Source organism: Pseudomonas sp. GW823-FHT01D03, from assembly GCF_058798255.1.
Window position 1 is genome coordinate 3,372,249 of the sequence record NZ_JBXAKK010000001.1, and the last position, 17,113, is coordinate 3,389,361.

General features: G+C 61.4%; 12 protein-coding genes and 2 riboswitches. Of the genes, 4 read left to right on the top strand and 8 right to left on the bottom strand.

The features are described from left to right. Positions 1-293 precede the first annotated feature (293 nt). The 5 genes from AC1RBR_RS14625 to cobW form a co-directional block, all read right to left on the bottom strand. Positions 294-1,940 (bottom strand): phospholipase D-like domain-containing protein, encoded by a 1,647-nt coding sequence (locus AC1RBR_RS14625; protein ID WP_492565158.1) that lies wholly within the window; start codon positions 1,938-1,940, stop codon positions 294-296. Between the two features lie 172 nt (positions 1,941-2,112). Beyond that, on the bottom strand, positions 2,113-2,667 hold the full coding sequence (locus AC1RBR_RS14630; protein WP_460352400.1) for a vWA domain-containing protein: 555 nt from the start codon (positions 2,665-2,667) through the stop codon (positions 2,113-2,115). Between the two features lie 104 nt (positions 2,668-2,771). Next, complete coding sequence (locus AC1RBR_RS14635; protein ID WP_492565160.1) at positions 2,772-3,770, bottom strand: magnesium chelatase ATPase subunit I; 999 nt, start codon at positions 3,768-3,770, stop codon at positions 2,772-2,774. A gap of 143 nt (positions 3,771-3,913) precedes the next feature. After that, positions 3,914-7,762: a cobaltochelatase subunit CobN gene (gene cobN / locus AC1RBR_RS14640; RefSeq protein WP_492565162.1), complete on the bottom strand. Its 3,849-nt coding sequence runs from the start codon at positions 7,760-7,762 to the stop codon at positions 3,914-3,916. Positions 7,763-7,765: 3 nt separating this feature from the next. Beyond that, positions 7,766-8,836 carry a cobalamin biosynthesis protein CobW gene (gene cobW, locus AC1RBR_RS14645; RefSeq protein ID WP_095136192.1) on the bottom strand — a complete coding sequence of 357 codons (1,071 nt, stop codon included), beginning with the start codon at positions 8,834-8,836 and terminating at the stop codon, positions 7,766-7,768. A gap of 98 nt (positions 8,837-8,934) precedes the next feature. Then, a riboswitch (cobalamin riboswitch) is annotated at positions 8,935-9,147 on the bottom strand. Positions 9,148-10,241: 1,094 nt separating this feature from the next. Next, positions 10,242-10,463, top strand: a riboswitch (cobalamin riboswitch). Positions 10,464-10,585: 122 nt separating this feature from the next. Between cobW and AC1RBR_RS14650 the strand changes: the two genes are divergently transcribed. From AC1RBR_RS14650 to cobM, 4 genes are all read left to right on the top strand, one after another. Then, a complete protein-coding gene (locus tag AC1RBR_RS14650) occupies positions 10,586-10,783 on the top strand; it encodes a CbtB domain-containing protein (RefSeq protein ID WP_095136197.1) in 198 nt (65 codons plus the stop codon). 11 nt (positions 10,784-10,794) lie between these two features. Further along, entirely contained in the window at positions 10,795-11,493 is a 699-nt protein-coding gene (locus AC1RBR_RS14655) for a CbtA family protein (RefSeq protein WP_027613714.1), read from the top strand. Further along, positions 11,490-11,903, top strand: coding sequence for a cobalamin biosynthesis protein (locus AC1RBR_RS14660; protein WP_041072679.1), 414 nt, complete (start codon positions 11,490-11,492; stop codon positions 11,901-11,903). The genes AC1RBR_RS14655 and AC1RBR_RS14660 overlap by 4 nt, the downstream gene beginning before the upstream one ends. An 82-nt stretch (positions 11,904-11,985) precedes the next feature. Then, on the top strand, positions 11,986-12,732 hold the full coding sequence (gene cobM, locus AC1RBR_RS14665; RefSeq protein ID WP_492565165.1) for a precorrin-4 C(11)-methyltransferase: 747 nt from the start codon (positions 11,986-11,988) through the stop codon (positions 12,730-12,732). Positions 12,733-12,905: 173 nt separating this feature from the next. Here cobM and nfuA read toward each other — a convergent pair whose 3' ends face one another. The 3 genes from nfuA to AC1RBR_RS14680 form a co-directional block, all read right to left on the bottom strand. Further along, complete coding sequence (gene nfuA, locus AC1RBR_RS14670; protein WP_003225494.1) at positions 12,906-13,490, bottom strand: Fe-S biogenesis protein NfuA; 585 nt, start codon at positions 13,488-13,490, stop codon at positions 12,906-12,908. Between the two features lie 57 nt (positions 13,491-13,547). Further along, the gene (locus tag AC1RBR_RS14675) at positions 13,548-14,573 is read right to left on the bottom strand and encodes an acyltransferase family protein (protein WP_492565167.1); all 1,026 of its coding nucleotides are present in this window, start codon (positions 14,571-14,573) and stop codon (positions 13,548-13,550) included. 184 nt (positions 14,574-14,757) lie between these two features. After that, positions 14,758-17,052: a fatty acid cis/trans isomerase gene (locus AC1RBR_RS14680; RefSeq protein ID WP_492565169.1), complete on the bottom strand. Its 2,295-nt coding sequence runs from the start codon at positions 17,050-17,052 to the stop codon at positions 14,758-14,760. Positions 17,053-17,113 lie beyond the last annotated feature (61 nt).

Sequence of the window (17,113 nt, forward strand, 5' to 3'; positions counted from 1 at the left end):
GTCAAGACCGCGCCATGGCGCGTGGAGAAGGTACGACTGGGAGGCTCCAAGAGGGTGTTCATGCAAATCCTGAATGAAAAATGGCCTTGGAGCGTACAGGCTCAAGGCACATTTTCTACAGCGGCAAATCATTTCAAAATCTGTAAGAGCACAAGAAATGTGATTTTCCTGCAGGCCCTTTCGCGAGCAAGCCCGCTCCCACAGGGGCTATTCGTCGGACGCAGGTTCTGACTTCAAAGAAGGTCCAATGTGGGAGCGGGCTTGCTCGCGAAGGGGTCATCAAACACACCACATCATCGCCCGGCAAAACGCAAGCGCGACAACTGCCGCAGATCCCCCTCTACGTAATAATCATAAGTCCAGCTGTCATCCACCGCCAACGGACTCACCTGTTTCAATTCAAGCTTCTTTGCAAAATAGCGAAAGCGGTAATGCTCGTAGAACCGCAACAATTCCAGGCCATAACGATCAGCCAGATCGGTGTCGCCACGAATGATCAGGAAGTTCTCGTCATTGCCGTTACTGGCCGAGGTGCTGAAGTTGTGGCTACCACTGATAATCGTCGGGGTATCGCTGGTGAAATCGCTGACCACCGCTTTGGTGTGCACCAGCAGGTTACCCTTCTGGCCTTTCATGTTTTCCTTGAGCCAACCTTCCAGACCGGTGTTCAGCAATGCCGTAGCGGCGAATTCGGCGGAGCGATCGGCGTGAAATCCGGTTATACGGCTCGCGGTGTTTTGCAGACCGTAACGCAGGATGTCGTCATGCGGTTTGCCGAGCAGCGCGTTGAGAATCGCATCCGGCAGGCTGAACGCGGTGACGAACAACACGTCCTTTTTCGCCGCCTCGATGATCTCGACGAACTCGCGCAAATCAGCCCCGCCGCGACGTGGCGAGAACCCGGCGAACAGCGGCTGCGCGGAGTCCATCGGATTGTGCTCGGTGATCCAGTTGCGCGTCGCTCCGACGTCGGCGGGATTGGCCCAAACCTCTTCGAACGTTTGCAAATACCGCGTGGCAATCGTCTCATCGTCGAGCGTATGCACCACATTGGCCTGGCGATAAACACCATTGGCGGTGAAATTGGTGCTGCCGCACAGCACGGCCTGCGGTTGACGCTGACCCGCGCCATCGACACGGCTGAGGACGATGAATTTGTTGTGGAAAATATTGTGAGTGACCCGGCCACGTTTGTTCGCCTCAGGCAACCTGGCAAGGTTCGCTTCGTTGAAGGTTGTGCCAGGGTCATCAGGCTGGGCGTGATACAGCACGCGCACCTGAACCCCACGGGCGAACGCAGCGTTCACTGCATCGACAATCGCCTGCAACTGATACTCGTAGATCGCAATGTCCAGCGCCCACTGCGCGTCCACCGCACGTTCGATAAAACCCAGCAATCGCTCCAGCAGTCCGTTCTCCAGCCACAGGCGCGCCGCGTCGGGCCAGGCTTCGATGGGCAGATTTTTGTTGGCGCTGATCTGCGCGTCGAGGTCGGGAAATTTGCGCTGGAAGGCCTGACTGGCGGCCACGGCACGGTTGAAGATCACGCTCTGGTTGGCCGGATGACCGTCGTCACTGGTGATGCTCAGCTCCAGTGATTCGCCAAGTTGTGGCGCGTCTGCCGTGCCGTAGGCCAGATGCACGCGATAGTGCATCGTCGTGCCCGGATTGACCGCGTAATCGGCCCAGCGAAATTTCTGCAGCGGCGCTTTATCGCTGGGCGTGGCGTGATACTGGAGGAACGTGTGTGCCTTGCCGGGAAACGTCAGGCTGTTGAACAGAAACAACCACGGTTTGTCGCCCTGCTGCTTTTCGATGGCAAACCCGAGCAAGCCTTTACGCCGCGGCTCAGCCAGATCCATGGCCAGCAGCACGCCATTGGTGCCGGCGTAGGCTTTGACGCGGAAATCGTCCTGAGGATTGGCGACCAATACCCGCATGGTTCACTCCTTGTGATTGGGCTGGGGTGGAGCATAGAGCAGCGCTGCAAGTTTGGATGATATCCGTTTGAACCGAGGTGACCTCTTCGCGAGCAAGCCCGCTCCCACAGGTAAAGCAGCGTTCACATTCCTTGTGAGAGCGAGACTGCTCGCGAAGAGGCCCGCTCAGACTTCACACATCATCGATATGCCGATATTCCGCATTCAGCGCCGTCGCTAATTCCCGCGCCCGTGCCAGGCGGATCGGCCCGCGCTCAATGTCGATCAACAATCCCGGACACTCCAGCGGCGGTATCGACGGCAAGGCTTTCAAACGCCCATCCGTCACCACCAGCACGCGCTGCTGCTCGGCCGGGAAGCGCTTTTGTCGTTGGGTCAGCCATTGCTGTGCCTGCGTCAAAGCTGCCACTAGCGGCGTTCCACCGCCCGCCCCTAGTGCCTCCAGCCAGGTGCGCAAGCCACTCGACGCCTTCAACCCCTGCACCTGCCATTTCGGCGCGCTGCCGCTGGCGGTCAGCAGGGCCAGTCGCGCCCGTTGCCGATAAGCATCATCGAACAATTGCGCGAGCAAGCCCTTGGCATCGCTCAGCGCCTGATGCCGACGCGTCGAAGCCGAGGCATCGACGATCACCAGCCACAATTCATGGGGAGTACGAGTGCGCAACTGGAACTGCAGATCTTCGCGAGTCTGCGGCCGACCGTTGAGCAGCGTGCCCGGCCAGTTCACCAGACCGCTGCGCACAGCGTGGCGCTGGCCCTGGCGTCCGTGGTCGAGACGTCCGGCGCGGGGTCTGGCATTCGCCCCCGCGTCGGATCGGGGACGAATGCCGGTTACTTTTTTGGCCAGCTCGGAACTTCGCGACGGGCACCGGTGGCCAGTGCCGGGGCGGGCATATCACCCCACTGCCCCTGGCCCTCGCTTGAGTCGGCTTGCGTATTGGCCGAATTCTGCGCGGGTGGCTGCGGACTGGAAGAAGAGGACTCTCTACGGCGATGACGCAGGGCGAATTCCGCGACCGCGTCGATATCCTGCTCGGCAATCGCTGCCGCGCCGCGCCATGCCGCGTGCGCACGGGCCGCACGCAGCCAGACCAGATCGGCACGCAAGCCATCGACACCCGCCGCAAAGCAACGCTCGGTGATGCTCGCCAACGCGTCGTCATCCAGCGCAATGCTCGCTAACAGGATGCGCGCCTGCTCGCAGCGTTCGCGCAGCGCCTGTTGCTGTGCTTCCCACTGCGCGCAGAACGCCTGGGGACCGCTGTCGAAATCCAGTCGGCGGCGGATGATCTGCCCGCGCTCGGATGGCGCGGTGTTGCCGCTGAGGGCGACGTTCAGACCGAACCGGTCAAGCAGTTGCGGACGCAGTTCGCCCTCTTCCGGGTTCATCGTGCCAATCAAGACAAATCGCGCCGAATGCCGATGGGAGATGCCGTCGCGCTCGATCAGGTTGGTGCCGCTGGCTGCCACATCGAGCAGCAGGTCCACCAGATGATCGGGCAGCAGGTTCACTTCATCGACGTAGAGCACACCGCCGTCGGCCTTGGCCAAAACACCGGGAGAAAACTGCGCCCGCCCTTCACTCAGTGCCGCGTCGAGATCGAGGGTGCCGACCAGACGTTCTTCGGTGGCGCCCAGCGGCAGCGTGACGAACTGACCGCTGGCGAGCAGATCGGCCAAGCCACGGGCCAGGGTAGATTTGGCCATGCCGCGTGGGCCTTCGATCAACACGCCACCGATTTTCGGGTCGATGGCGGTGAGGCACAGGGCGAGTTTCAGGTCATCGGCGCCGACCACGGCGGAGAGCGGGAAATGCGGGGTGTCGGTCATCTTCAATACTCGGTCATGGTCGGTGTGAATTCATTTCAATGTAGGAGTGAGCCTGCTCGCGATAGCGGTGGGTCAGCGACAAATAGGTTGGCTGATACACCGCTATCGCGAGCAGGCTCACTCCTACAAAATGTTGTGGTGTGTCAGGTGTCTTCTTCTATATCCAACAGCAGGTTTTCCAGGGCCTCTTTATAGGCCCCGGGTTCCTGCCACATCCCGCGCTGCTGCGCTTCGAGCATGCGCTCGGTCATGTCGCGCAGCGCGTGCGGATTGTGTTCACGAACAAAATCGCGGGTCGCCGGATCAAGCAGATAGGCGTCCGCCAGCAACGCGTACTGATGATCATCGATCAGTTGCGTGGTGGCGTCGAAAGCGAACAGGTTATCGACTGTCGCCGCCAGTTCGAAGGCGCCTTTATAGCCGTGCCGTTTGACCCCGTCGATCCATTTCGGATTGGCCGCCCGCGAGCGGATCACCCGATTGAGCTCTTCTTTCAGGGTGCGGATTTTCGGCAGATCCGGCTGGCTGTGATCGCCGTGATAACTCGCCGCCGCTTCGCCACGCAGGGTTTCCACCGCCGCGAGCATGCCGCCCTGGAACTGGTAATAGTCGTTGGAATCGAGCAGGTCGTGCTCGCGGTTGTCCTGATTCTGCAACACCGCCTGCACCTGGCTCAGGCGCTGAACGAACTGCTCGCGGGCGGCGGTGCCTTCGTCAGAACCGCCGTAAGCGTAGGCACCCCAGTTCAGGTAGACCTCGGCCAGATCTTCGCGGCTCTGCCACAGACGCCCATCGATGGCGCCCTGCACACCCGCGCCGTAAGCACCGGGTTTGGCACCGAAGATCCGCCAGCCGGCCTGGCGCCGCGCCGCGTCGGCATCCAGCCCCGATTGCAAAAGCGCCTCGCGCTCGGCACGCACTTTCGCGGCCAGCGGATTGAGGTCATCCGGTTCGTCCAGCGCCGCCACCGCTTGCACGGCCGCGTCGAACAAGCGAATCAGGTTGGCAAAGGCATCGCGGAAGAAGCCCGAGACCCGCAGCGTGACATCGACCCGTGGTCGGTCGAGCAGGCTCAGCGGCAGAATCTCGAAGTCATCAACGCGCTGACTGCCGGTGGCCCATACAGGACGCACGCCCATCAACGCCATGGCCTGGGCGATGTCATCACCGCCGGTGCGCATGGTCGCGGTGCCCCACACCGAGAGGCCGAGCTGGCGCAGGTGATCGCCGTGATCCTGAAGGTGCCGTTCGAGAATCAGCGTGGCGGACTGGAAACCGATGCGCCACGCGGTGGTGGTCGGCAGGTTACGCACGTCCACCGAGTAGAAATTGCGCCCGGTGGGCAGCACGTCGAGACGACCACGGCTGGGCGCGCCGCTTGGGCCGGCGGGGACGAAGCGGCCGTTCAGGGCGTCGAGCAGGCCACGCATTTCAGCGGGGCCGCAGGCGTCGAGGCGTGGGGCGACGACTTCGCACAGATTTTCAATGATTGCACTGACTTCAGCCCCCCTCGGTTCCTGTAGGAGTGAGCCTGCTCGCGATGGCGTCAGGTCAGGCAATTCAGTGTTGAATGACACACCGCTATCGCGAGCAGGCTCACTCCTACAAGGGGCGTGCAATGTTTCGGAGATCAGGTGGGTGGCGAACAGTTCGAGGCGTTCGCGGGTATCGCCGGCAGTGCGCCAGACTTCGTCGCTGACGCTTTGCAGCTCCGGCGGGCGCGGGCCGTTCCACGGGTCGGCAAGTGCGCAATCCAACGGATCAAACCCCAGCTCGAAGGCCTTGGCCAACGCCCGCAGCAGACTCGACTGCGCGCCCTTGCCGTCGCCACGCGGGATACGCAGCAAGGCCAGTAGCGTGTCGATGCGCAAACGTCCGGTCGGCGACTCGCCAAAGATGTGCAGGCCATCGCGGATCTGCGATTCCTTCAGGTCACACAGATAGGTGTCCAGACGCGGCAGCCAGATCGCGGCATCGGCGTCGCTGTCCAGACCGGCGTCGAGTTGCAGTTCGCGGTCGATCTGCGTCTCGCGCACCAGTTGCAGAATGTCACGCTGCAGCTCTCGCGCACGACGCGGATCGAGCAACTGAGCCTCGTAATATTCGTCGGCCAACAGTTCCAGATTGCGCAGCGGCCCGTAGGTTTCGGCGCGGGTCAGCGGCGGCATCAGGTGGTCGATGATCACCGCTTGCGTGCGCCGTTTGGCCTGGGCGCCCTCGCCCGGGTCGTTGACGATAAACGGATAGATGTTCGGCAGCGGCCCGAGCAATGCGTCCGGCCAGCAATTCTCCGAAAGCCCCACGCCCTTACCCGGCAGCCATTCGAGGTTGCCGTGCTTGCCGACGTGAATCACCGCGTGGGCACCGTAGGTGTTGCGCAGCCAGAAATAGAACGCCAGATAGCCGTGCGGCGGCACCAGATCCGGGTCGTGGTACACCGCACTCGGATCGACCTGATAACCGCGCGCCGGTTGAATGCCGACGAAGGTCAGGCCAAAGCGCAGCCCGGCGATCATCATCCGCCCGTCGCGGCACATCGGATCGTTTTGCGGCGCGCCCCAGCGTTCCAGCACTGCCGCGCGATTGGCCTGCGGCAGCGCATTGAACATCGCCAGATAGGCATCCATCGCCAGGCTTTGCTGGCACGGACGCAGGTCGATGCTGTCGAGGTCGTTGCTGACGCCGCCGAGCAATTGCTGGATCAGCTCAGTGCCGCTGTCCGGCAACTCAGCAGTCAACGGCAAGCCCTCGGTCTGCAACGCGCGCAGGATATTCAACGCCGCCGCCGGCGTATCGAGACCGACGCCATTGCCGATACGACCATCGCGGGTCGGGTAGTTGGCGAGAATCAGCGCGACGCGTTTTTCCGCGTTCGGCAGCCGCGCCAGATCGCTCCAGCGCCGGGCCAGCTCGGCGACAAAATCCATGCGCTCGGGTTGCGCCCGGTAGCAGACCACGTCGGACTGGCTGCGCTCGCTGCGCCAGGCCAGATCCTTGAAGCTGATCGGCCGGCTGATGATGCGCCCGTCGAGTTCCGGCAAAGCGATGTGCATCGCCAGATCTCGCGGGCCAAGGCCCTGCTCGCTGGCGCGCCAACCGGGTTCGTTGTCCTGGGCGCAGATCGCCTGAATCACCGGAATATTGCGCCGGAACGGGCGCAGATGCGGCGCTTCCGGGCTGGATTGCGCGAACCCGGTGGTGTTGAGAATCACCGCTGCCTCGACCTCGTCCAGCCAGTCCTCGACCACACTGAGGCAGCCGGATTCTTTCAGGCTGGCGACGGCAATCGGCAACGGATTGAGCCCTGCCGCCTGCAAGCGCTGGCAGAACACATCGATGAACGCGGTGTTGGCCGCCTGCAAATGCGAGCGATAAAACAACACCGCCGCGACCGGTTGACCGAGCAGCCATTCGGCTTGCCAGTCGCTCAGTGCGGCGGTGTTTTTCTGTGGGTGGTAAATCGCCGTACGCGGCAGCGCTTGCGGTTCGCCCCAGGCGTAGTCGCGCGCCAGCCAGCGGTTGGCCAGACAATGAAAGAAATCCAGCGCATTGCCCATGCCGCCCTGACGCAGGAACTGCCAGAGGCGGTCGCGATCTTCGGTGGGCACAGTGCTCAGGTCGCTGAGTTCCGGATCGGGACGATCATCGCCCGGCACCAGAATCACCTGCACCCCGCGCTCGGCCAACTCCACCAGACGCTCGACGCCATAACGCCAATAGGCAATGCCGCCGTGCAACGAAATCAGAATGACCTTGGCGTGACGCAGCACTTCATCGACATACAAATCGACCGAAGCATGATTCTGCACCTGCATCGGATTGGCCAGACGCAGGCTCGGATAATCCTCGGGCAACTGCTGCGCAGCTTCGGCGAGCAGCGCCAGGCTGGAGTCGCCGCTGCACAGGATCACCAGCTCGGCGGGGGTTTGTCCAAGGTCGGCGATGTTGTCATCCGACACAAAACCGCCGGGCTGGGTCCTGAGCAGGTGCATGGCTTAAACGCTGAGCGCGGCGCGCAGTTGCGCTTCGAGTTGCGCGGCGTCGAGTTCCTGACCGATCAGCACCAGACGGGTGACGCGCGCTTCGTCAGCGCCCCACTGGCGGTCGAAGTGCTTGTCGAAACGCGTGCCCACGCCCTGAATCAACAGGCGCATCGGCTTGTTCGGAATCGCCGCGAAGCCCTTCACGCGCAGGATGCCGTGCTGCACAACCAGTTGCGTCAGCGCGTCGAGCAGCAGGCTTTCGTCGGCTTGCGGCAGTTCGATCGAGATCGAATCGAAGGCGTCGTGATCGTGGTCATCGTGGTCGTCATCACCGTCATGGTGGTGATCGTGATGGCTGTGCCGGCTGTCGATATGTTCTTCGGATCCGGCGCCCAGACCAATCAACACGTCCAGCGGCAGGCGACCGTTGCTGGCTTCGATGATTTTTACTGCCGGCGGCAGTTCTTCGGCGACTTCAGCTCGCACGCGAGCCAGATCTTCGGCGCTGGTCTGGTCGGCCTTGTTGAGGATCACCAGATCGGCGCTGGCCAGTTGATCGGCGAACAGTTCGTGCAGCGGCGATTCGTGATCCAGATTCGGATCGAGTTTGCGCTGGGCATCGACCTGATCCGGGAACGCAGCGAAGGTGCCAGCGGCCACGGCCGGGCTGTCGACCACGGTGATCACCGCATCCACGGTGCAGGCGCTGCGGATTTCCGGCCACTGGAAGGCTTGCACCAATGGTTTTGGCAGAGCCAGACCGGAGGTCTCGATCAGGATGTGATCGAGATCGCCGCGACGGGCGACCAGTTCACGCATCACCGGGAAGAACTCTTCCTGCACCGTGCAGCACAGGCAGCCGTTGGCCAGTTCGTAGACGCGGCCGGTGGCTTCTTCTTCGGTGCAGCCGATGGTGCATTGCTTGAGGATTTCACCGTCGATGCCCAGCTCGCCGAACTCGTTGACGATCACCGCGATGCGACGGCCCTGAGCGTTGTCGAGCATGTGCCGCAGCAAGGTGGTTTTGCCCGAGCCGAGGAAACCGGTGACGATGGTGACGGGGAGTTTGGCCAGTGTTTTCATCGGATGCCCTTTGGCAAGGTGGCGGGCATGCGGGACGAGATCCGCTGCGAGCGTGCGCGCGGAAGAATTCGCCACCGGATCACCCCGCCCGGTTGTAGTGAGAAATCTGTCACGAGGCAGGTCTCCTGGCTGACGGTGTTCAGGCCTTGCGCCTGGCGTTCGTTGCGCCTTCCCGCGGGCTCAGTGGATTGAGCTGGCAGTGGCGTGGCAACGAACTTCACCGTTCACAGTTGCGGGGGCAGCCGCGGCTTTGACCGCGTTCCCTTCTTAGCTTCGGCGTGGGCCGAAGAACCTCGAAAGCGCAAGGCTACGCATCGGTTGGTGACCGGTCAATGGTTGGATTGGGGGCATATCCGTTGCTGCGGGGGTTGCTGATTACGGTTTCGCCATTGCGGCGGGTCACTTTTGCCAGACTTCGGGTTACGGGGTTTGGTTTTTTTGGATTGGGGGCATATCCGTTTCTGCGGGTGTCGCCGCTGGCGGTTTCGCCGTTGCGGCGGGTCACTTTTGCCAGACTTCGGGTTAAGGGGTTTGGTTTTTTTGGATTGGGGGCATATCCGTTTCTGCGGGTGTCGCCGCTGGCGGTTTCGCTCTTACAGCGAGTCACCTTTTCCAAACGCCGAAAAGGTAACCCAAAAGGCTTTGCCCCGGCGTACGGCACTTCGCTGAGGCTCAGTGTTCCCTCGCTACGGTGTCCATCAGGGGGCATCGCCTACGGTTTGCTTCGCTGCACCTCCTCTCGATGTATGCGGCTTCGCCGCATGGCGCTGCGCGCCTGCCCCTGATGGACACCTTCGCTCGGCCTGCCGAAGGGGCAAAAAATCAAAAGCCACATCAAAAGCCAGAGCCAAAGCAGGTCAAAAGATCGCAGCCTTCGGCAGCTCCTACATGGGATTGGGTGTGTTCAGTTGGAGTTTGGTTGGCTGGCAGGCCGCCTTCGCGAGCAAGCCCGCTCCCACAGTTGGAATGGGCGTGTTCAGTTGGAAATTGGTCGGCTCGCAGGCCGCCATCGCCAGCAGGCTGAAAGCGTGCACCCCATGCGGCGAAGCCGCCCCACTCAACACGATGAGCGTTAGCTCGAGTAAAGCTTTTGATCTGAAGGCCCGTCGGCAGGCTGAGTGGAGGGATTTATCCGGGGGTGGGAGCGCAGCGACCGTTTGGCGCAGCCAAACACAGCGAGAGGAGGTGCAGCGAAGCAAACCGTAGGCGCTGCCCCCCGGATGAATCCCGCAGCGAAGGAACCCGAGCCTAGGCGAGGGCCGAACGTCAGGGCAAAGACCTTTTGGTTACTTTTGGGGCGTTTGCCAAAAGTGACCCGCCGTAAGGGCGGAACCCTAAGAGGCCATTACCGCAGCAACGGATATGCCCCCAATCCCAATTGACTCAAATCCTCCCCTCATGCTCTCCTACACAACTTGTTACGGGTGCCCTTCACAGGGTGAAACGGGAAACCGGTGAATCATGTGCTTTACTCAAAGCCATGTCAGTCCGGTGCTGCCCCCGCAACGGTAAGCGAGCGAAGCGTCAAATCCACTGTGCCATTACGGCATGGGAAGGTGATGCTTGCAGGTCGGCCAGACGCCAACCCCTCGTGAGCCCGGAGACCGGCCCGCAACACACAGTGCGCAGTTTGCGTCGCTGAACATAACAAACCCGCGGTGGGCGGGCGCTGTTCGAACCTCTGCGTGCCCGACTCGCAGGGGTTTTCATGCGCTCTGTTGACCCGCTGACACTCCAGAGGGAAGCGCCATGTCGATCATCAGCAGCACCGGCAGCAACACCGATAAAATCTCCAGCACCAGCACATTGAGCCAACGCCTGACCGCCGCGATTTTCGCGTCGATCCTGGGTGCCGGCCTCGTTTACTTCGCCGGTTTCTCGCACATCGAAGCGGTGCACAACGCCGCTCACGATACCCGCCACAGCGCCGCGTTTCCGTGCCACTGAGACCTGCCGACATGATCAAGCGTATCGCGCAAACCGCAGGTTTCACCGGCCTGCTGGCCGCCCTGCTGCTGACCTTGCTGCAAAGCTTCTGGGTCTCGCCGCTGATTCTGCAGGCCGAAACCTTCGAGAAATCCGAACCTGTGGCCGTTCACGAACACGCCGCCGGCACCGCCGCTCACACCCATGACGCCGAAGCCTGGGAGCCAGAAGATGGCTGGCAACGTGTGGTCTCGACCACCGGCGGCAATCTGGTGGTGGCAGTCGGGTTCGCCCTGATGCTCGCCGGCCTGTACACCCTGCGTGCACCGACCAAAACCTCGCAAGGCCTGCTCTGGGGCCTGGCCGGTTACGCGACCTTCGTGCTCGCACCGACCCTGGGCCTGCCGCCTGAACTGCCGGGCACCGCTGCAGCCGATCTGGCGTCGCGGCAAACCTGGTGGATCGGCACCGCCGCTTCCACCGCTGTTGGCCTGGCGTTGATTGTGTTCAGCCGCCACTGGTTGATGAAGCTGCTCGGCGTGGCGATCCTCGCCGTGCCGCACGTGATCGGCGCACCGCAACCGGAAGTGCATTCGATGCTCGCCCCGGAGGCGCTGGAAGCCCAGTTCAAAATCGCTTCGCAGTTGACCAACGTGGCGTTCTGGCTGGCCCTGGGCCTGATCAGCGCCTGGTTGTTCCGCCGCAAAAGCGATGGTCAATACCACGCATGACCGATGACCGCGCAGCGCCGACCTTTGTGGTCGGCCTGGGCTGCCAGCGCGGCTGCCCGGTCAGCACGCTGCGCGCGTTACTCGATCAGGCGTTGCAGGCGCATCGCATCGAGCTGGAAGCGGTCAAGGCCCTGGCCAGCATCGATCTCAAACGCGATGAACCCGGTTTGCAGGAACTGGCCAGCCAGTTGGCGTTGCCGCTGTTGTATTTCAGCAGCGATGAATTGGCCAGTTACCAGCAGCGACTCAGCCATCACTCCCAAATCGCCTATGAGCGCACCGGTTGCTACGGCGTGGCGGAGAGTGCCGCGCTGGCCCTTGCCGAGCAGTTGATTCAGGCACCGGCAAAACTACTGATTTCCCGGCAGAAATACGCTCAGGCGACACTGGCATTGGCCGGCGCTGCGTAAAATCCCGATAATCCCCCCTGTTTGATCATGAGCAATCTTCATCTGAAGTGTTGCCCTGCCCCGTTTTTCACAGGATTTCTTCATGACCGTCTACTTCATCGGCGCCGGCCCAGGCGACCCGGAACTGATCACCGTCAAAGGCCAGCGGTTGATCCGCAGCTGCCCGGTGATCATCTACGCAGGCTCGCTGGTGCCGGCCGCGGTGCTGGAGGGGCATCAGGCCGAAACCGTGGTCAACAGCGCCGAACTGCATCTGGAGCAGATCATTGAATTGATCACAACCGCCCATGCCAATGGCCAGGACGTGGCGCGGGTGCATTCGGGTGATCCGAGCCTGTATGGCGCGATTGGCGAGCAGATTCGTTATCTGCGTGAGCTGAATATTCCGTTTGAGATCATTCCCGGCGTGACCGCGACCGCAGCGTGTGCGGCGTTGCTTGGCGCGGAACTGACACTACCGGACGTGTCGCAAAGCGTGATTCTGACCCGTTATGCGGACAAGACCGCGATGCCGGCGGGTGAGGAACTGAGCAGTCTGGCGCAGCATGGCGCGACCATGGCGATTCATCTGGGGGTCAATCATTTGCAGAAAATCATCGCCGAACTGCTGCCGCATTACGGCGCGGATTGCCCGATTGCGGTGATTCACCGGGCGACATGGCCGGATCAGGACTGGGTAGTGGGGACGCTGGAGGATATTGCCGAGAAGGTAGCGGCCAAAGGGTTTCGGCGTACGGCGTTGATTCTGGTGGGACGGGTGTTGGGCAGTGAGGTGTTTAGCGAGTCGTCGCTGTATCGCGCGGGGCATGCGCACCTCTACAGACCCTGAAGCAATTGTGGCGAGGGAGCTTGCTCCCGCCGGATCGCGGAGCGATCCCAAAATCAGCCAATCCATTCATCACGGGTAAATGCATTATCCGGATTGTGACTGCTTTGCAGTCAAGCGGGAGCAAGCTCCCTCGCCACAGCACCGTTTTTTTATGTTCGCAGTGAACACCTTACTCAGTAGTAGGCATTTTCTTTCTGCGTGTGGTCGGTCACGTCGCGCACACCTTTGAGCTCTGGAATACGTTCGAGCAAGGTGCGCTCGATGCCTTCCTTCAGGGTCACATCGGCCTGGCCGCAGCCTTGGCAACCACCACCGAACTGCAACACGGCGATGCCGTCCTCGACCACATCGATCAGGCTGACCTGACCACCGTGGCTGGCCAGCCCCGGGTTGATTTCGGTTTGCAGGTAGTAATTGATGCGCTCGTTGACCGGGCTGTCGGCATTGACCATCGGCACTTTGGCGTTTGGCGCCTTGATGGTCAGCTGGCCGCCCATGCGGTCGGTGGCGTAGTCGACGACGGCATCGTCGAGAAACGCTTCACTGAACGAGTCGATGTAGGCAGTGAAGCTTTTCAGCCCCAGCGCGGTATCTTCAGGTTTTTCTTCGCCCGGCTTGCAGTAGGCAATGCAGGTTTCGGCGTACTGGGTGCCAGGCTGGGTGATGAAGACGCGGATGCCGATGCCCGGGGTGTTCTGCTTGGAGAGCAGATCGGCCAGGTAATCGTGGGCGGCGTCAGTAATGGTAATAGCGGTCATGGAAACTCCTCGCAGGCTTGGGCGCAGTTTACGCCAATCATTGCGCCGGACAAAGTCCTAGTATTTTTGTCGGGAAAGATTCTCGACAGGTGCGCGCATCGGTTCGCCATCGATCCGCGCTTTAAGCCACTGATAGCTGCGCTTTTCCACCCATTCGTAGCTCAACCATGACCCCACGCCAATGGCCAGCGCACAGATGATGAACATCAGATATGGGTTGATCCCGTAGTGCCGCGCTATAAAACCGCCAACCGACAGTACCAGCACGTGCATCAGGTACACCGAATAAGAACAGTCACCGAGCAGCTTCATCACCCGACTGCACTCGACGTAGCGCTCCAGCGCCATGCAGGCCATCACCAGCACCGCACTCGGCACACCCCAGTTCAACAGCCTTGGCGCTGGCGCCAGGTGATAGATCGCCAACAATGCTGCGCCTATCGCCAACAGCGGCAGCCACAGGCCGGCGCCAATCCAGCCCCGGCGGTAGAGCACGCCGATGCCGATCCCCAGCAAGAACTCGTAGACGATATCGGAACGGTAAAACTCGTTGAGCCAGCCGAACGCCTGACATGCTGAAAACAGCAACGCGGCGACCACCAGCAAGCGCACCTGCCAGCGGAACACCAGCGCACACGCAAACAACACATAGAAGAGCATTTCGTAATTGAGCGTCCAGCCGACATTCAGCGTCGGATAGATCCCATAGCCGCCGGGGTTTTGTGCAGGGATGAATAACAGCGACGCGAGGAAATGCGCCCAGTCCACCGTCTGATCCGGCAACAGCGGCTGGGCGAAGACCACCAGCAACGCCATCAGCAGCGTGTACAGCCAGTACGCGGGGACAATCCGTGACAGCCGATACAACAGGAATTGCCCCGGCCGCAGAATCTTGTCCTCGGTGGACAGGAAAATCACCAGACCGCTGATGACAAAGAAAATATCGACGCCGACCGCGCCTTTATCGATGAAGAACTGCCCGACCGGGCCGCGGGCCTTGAAGTCGAAGAAAATCTGCATGAAGTGGTGGCAAACCACCGTCCACGCGGCAAGCGCCCGCAGGGCCTGCACTGAAATCAACATGATCGGCTCCTGTCCACAACTCTCAAAACCACCACCGCCCCCTTGTAGGAGTGAGCCTGCTCGCGATGACGGCATGTCAGGCGACAACCATTCTGAATGGACTGACGCCATCGCGAGCAGGCTCACTCCTACAGGGAATGTGCGGTGTTGCTTGGAATTGGGACAGCAGGTTGGTCTCAAACGATCAAAGATTCTCGTAGCGGTTCATGTCCAGCACGCCCTCTTCCACCGGGTCGGTTTCGTGGAGGTATTGGCTCAGGTCGTGGAAATAGAACCAGAATTGCGGATGACTGCGACGGATCCCCCAGCGTTCGACGATTTTCTCGAAACGATCGGCATCCTTGGCATTCTCCATGGCATCGACAAATTCCGATACTTGCTCGGCCGGAATGTTGAAGATGAAGTTCGGATAGCTGCTGAGTACGCCCGGGTAAATGGTCAAGGTGTCCAGCCCTGGCTGATAGCGCAGCGACTCGCCCAACAGGAACGCTACGTTGCTGTGCGCGCGATTGCGCAGCAGGCTGTACATCTCGCGTTTGCCGCTGCGAGATTCGATGCGCAGCATGGTTGCTTCCGGCAATTGGTCGATCACCTTCAAACCGGCGGCCGGACGCGAGGTCAGGCGACTCAGCGCCTGCTCGGCGTTCTGTAGCGCCGGGTCGATATTCGGTCGCGAGCAATAGGCGCCGTCACAGCGATTGATCGGATCCGGCCGCGCATTCAGGTCGCCGTAACGCGCCAGCAACTGTATGGCGAAGTCGTATTTCGGGTCCTTCGGATCGAGTTTCAGCGCGGTCGGTTTGTCGTCGTCGATCGCCTCATAGTCGAGCCACATCTTGAACTGGCCGCTGCTTTGGTACCAATCGTCGAGGTAGTCCTCGCGGGAATCGGCCGGCATCAGGCGCAGGAAGTTCTGCTCGGCGCCGTTGCGGATCAGGTCGAAATACAGACGAGTCTGCGCCTGATGGGAGACGTTGCCGAACACATCGAAGTTGACCGCCAACTGATAATAGGTGCGCTCCAGCAGTGGATAGTCGAACAGCCACATGGTCTGTGGCACTTCGCCGATCAGGCCTTTGGTCACCGACGCACTGTCGAAGTGGCGGAAAATGCTCAGCAGCGCGTTGTCGTTGCCGGCCCACAGGGTTGACCAGCTCGGAGCCGGCAGTTCGGCGTAACTGTCGCGGCGCAGGGCTTCGTATTCGTTGCGCTTGTTACGGTAGTTGTGCCACAGGCTCAGCACACTGCCGACGTCGTCGTTCTGCCCGGGCATTGCCAGCAACGGCGTGGCCTGGCCGCGATAGTTGGGATCGGTGATGTACAGATCGTGTTCCGGAGCCTGGAACAGCGCCCAGAAGTTATCGCGGATCACATCCGTCGCAATCTGCCCACGGCACACCGGACCGCGAATAAAGGTGCGGACGAAGTATTCAGCGTTATCGAGCATGAACTGATAACGCGCCTGCGCCGGAATCGCCTCGAAGGTGGCGAACGGGTTGGCCCGGCTCTGCGGGCCGTAACCCGGCAGCGCGTTGACCTGCCAGTTGCCGCTGTAGAACAGACTCCTGACCCGCGCCATCTTCGCCGCACTCAGCGGATAGGTGATGTGGGTCTTGTGCACGATCACCCCTTGCACCGGCCACAAGCGGTAATACACCTGAGTGCCCGGATCGTCATTCGGGCGGCGGGTGGCGATCAGGTCGATCGGCTGCCCTGTCGGCGTGCGCGAACGCACCCACTGGAAGTAGTGCCCCGGCTCACCGTCCTTGAAATAGATATGCGCGAGGAACCAGTGTTCGAACAGCCAGCGCCCGACCAGACTCTGTCGCGCGCCCGGCGCATTGAGCAGGTTTTCCCACTGGACGATTTGCAGCGCTTCCTTGGCGCTCGGCGCCAGCCCCTGCTCGTCGATCGGCGCACCGGACGCCAGCCAGCGCTGCAGGGTCTGGTATTGCTGATCGGTCAGCCCGGTCACCGCCAGCGGCATGCCTTCTTTCGGGTGGGCGCCGGCATAGCCGTCAAACTCGGCGGGCATCGCGCACATGTTTTCCCGTTGCAGGCCGAGGACGATGTCTTCCGGCAGCTTGGCGTTGGGGGTCAGCGGGGTTTTGTGGCCCAGTTCCAGCATCCGCGCCATCAGCGCCGCCTGGCTGCCCTGAGCGTCGAGTACCGAATAAAAGCCCTTCTGCTGCCAGGCACGTTTGCCGAAAGCGTCGTAGAACAGCCGAGTAGTCGGCGCCGCCTGAGTGCGTTCGCCGTCGTAGACCGGCATCTTGCTCGCGCCCCGCCCTGCGCCTTCACCGCTGCCCAGATTGAGCTGGCACGCCGAGTCATAGCAGGCGTGGCAGGCCACACACTTCTCGGTGAAGATTGGCTGGATATCACGCGTATATGAAATAGAAGGTGAGATCGCGGGTTCCTGCGCAACGGCGCCCCAGCTTAAGAACAGCAAGAAAATGCTGATGACGCGGTACGACATGCCCATGATCCCGATCGTGAAAAAAACGCCCGCGATTCTACAGTATGACGCTCGTACCAAC

Excerpts from the sequence above, each read along its gene's own strand:
- cobW (WP_095136192.1), bottom strand. The coding sequence starts at position 8,836 with ATGAAAACACTGGCCAAACTCCCCGTCACCATCGTCACCGGTTTCCTC.
- AC1RBR_RS14625 (WP_492565158.1), bottom strand. The coding sequence starts at position 1,940 with ATGCGGGTATTGGTCGCCAATCCTCAGGACGATTTCCGCGTCAAAGCC.
- AC1RBR_RS14675 (WP_492565167.1), bottom strand. The coding sequence starts at position 14,573 with ATGTTGATTTCAGTGCAGGCCCTGCGGGCGCTTGCCGCGTGGACGGTG.
- AC1RBR_RS14635 (WP_492565160.1), bottom strand. The coding sequence starts at position 3,770 with ATGACCGACACCCCGCATTTCCCGCTCTCCGCCGTGGTCGGCGCCGAT.
- cobM (WP_492565165.1), top strand. The coding sequence starts at position 11,986 with ATGACCGTCTACTTCATCGGCGCCGGCCCAGGCGACCCGGAACTGATC.
- nfuA (WP_003225494.1), bottom strand. The coding sequence starts at position 13,490 with ATGACCGCTATTACCATTACTGACGCCGCCCACGATTACCTGGCCGAT.
- cobN (WP_492565162.1), bottom strand. The coding sequence starts at position 7,762 with ATGCACCTGCTCAGGACCCAGCCCGGCGGTTTTGTGTCGGATGACAAC.
- AC1RBR_RS14680 (WP_492565169.1), bottom strand. The coding sequence starts at position 17,052 with ATGTCGTACCGCGTCATCAGCATTTTCTTGCTGTTCTTAAGCTGGGGC.
- AC1RBR_RS14655 (WP_027613714.1), top strand. The coding sequence starts at position 10,795 with ATGATCAAGCGTATCGCGCAAACCGCAGGTTTCACCGGCCTGCTGGCC.
- AC1RBR_RS14650 (WP_095136197.1), top strand. The coding sequence starts at position 10,586 with ATGTCGATCATCAGCAGCACCGGCAGCAACACCGATAAAATCTCCAGC.
- AC1RBR_RS14660 (WP_041072679.1), top strand. The coding sequence starts at position 11,490 with ATGACCGATGACCGCGCAGCGCCGACCTTTGTGGTCGGCCTGGGCTGC.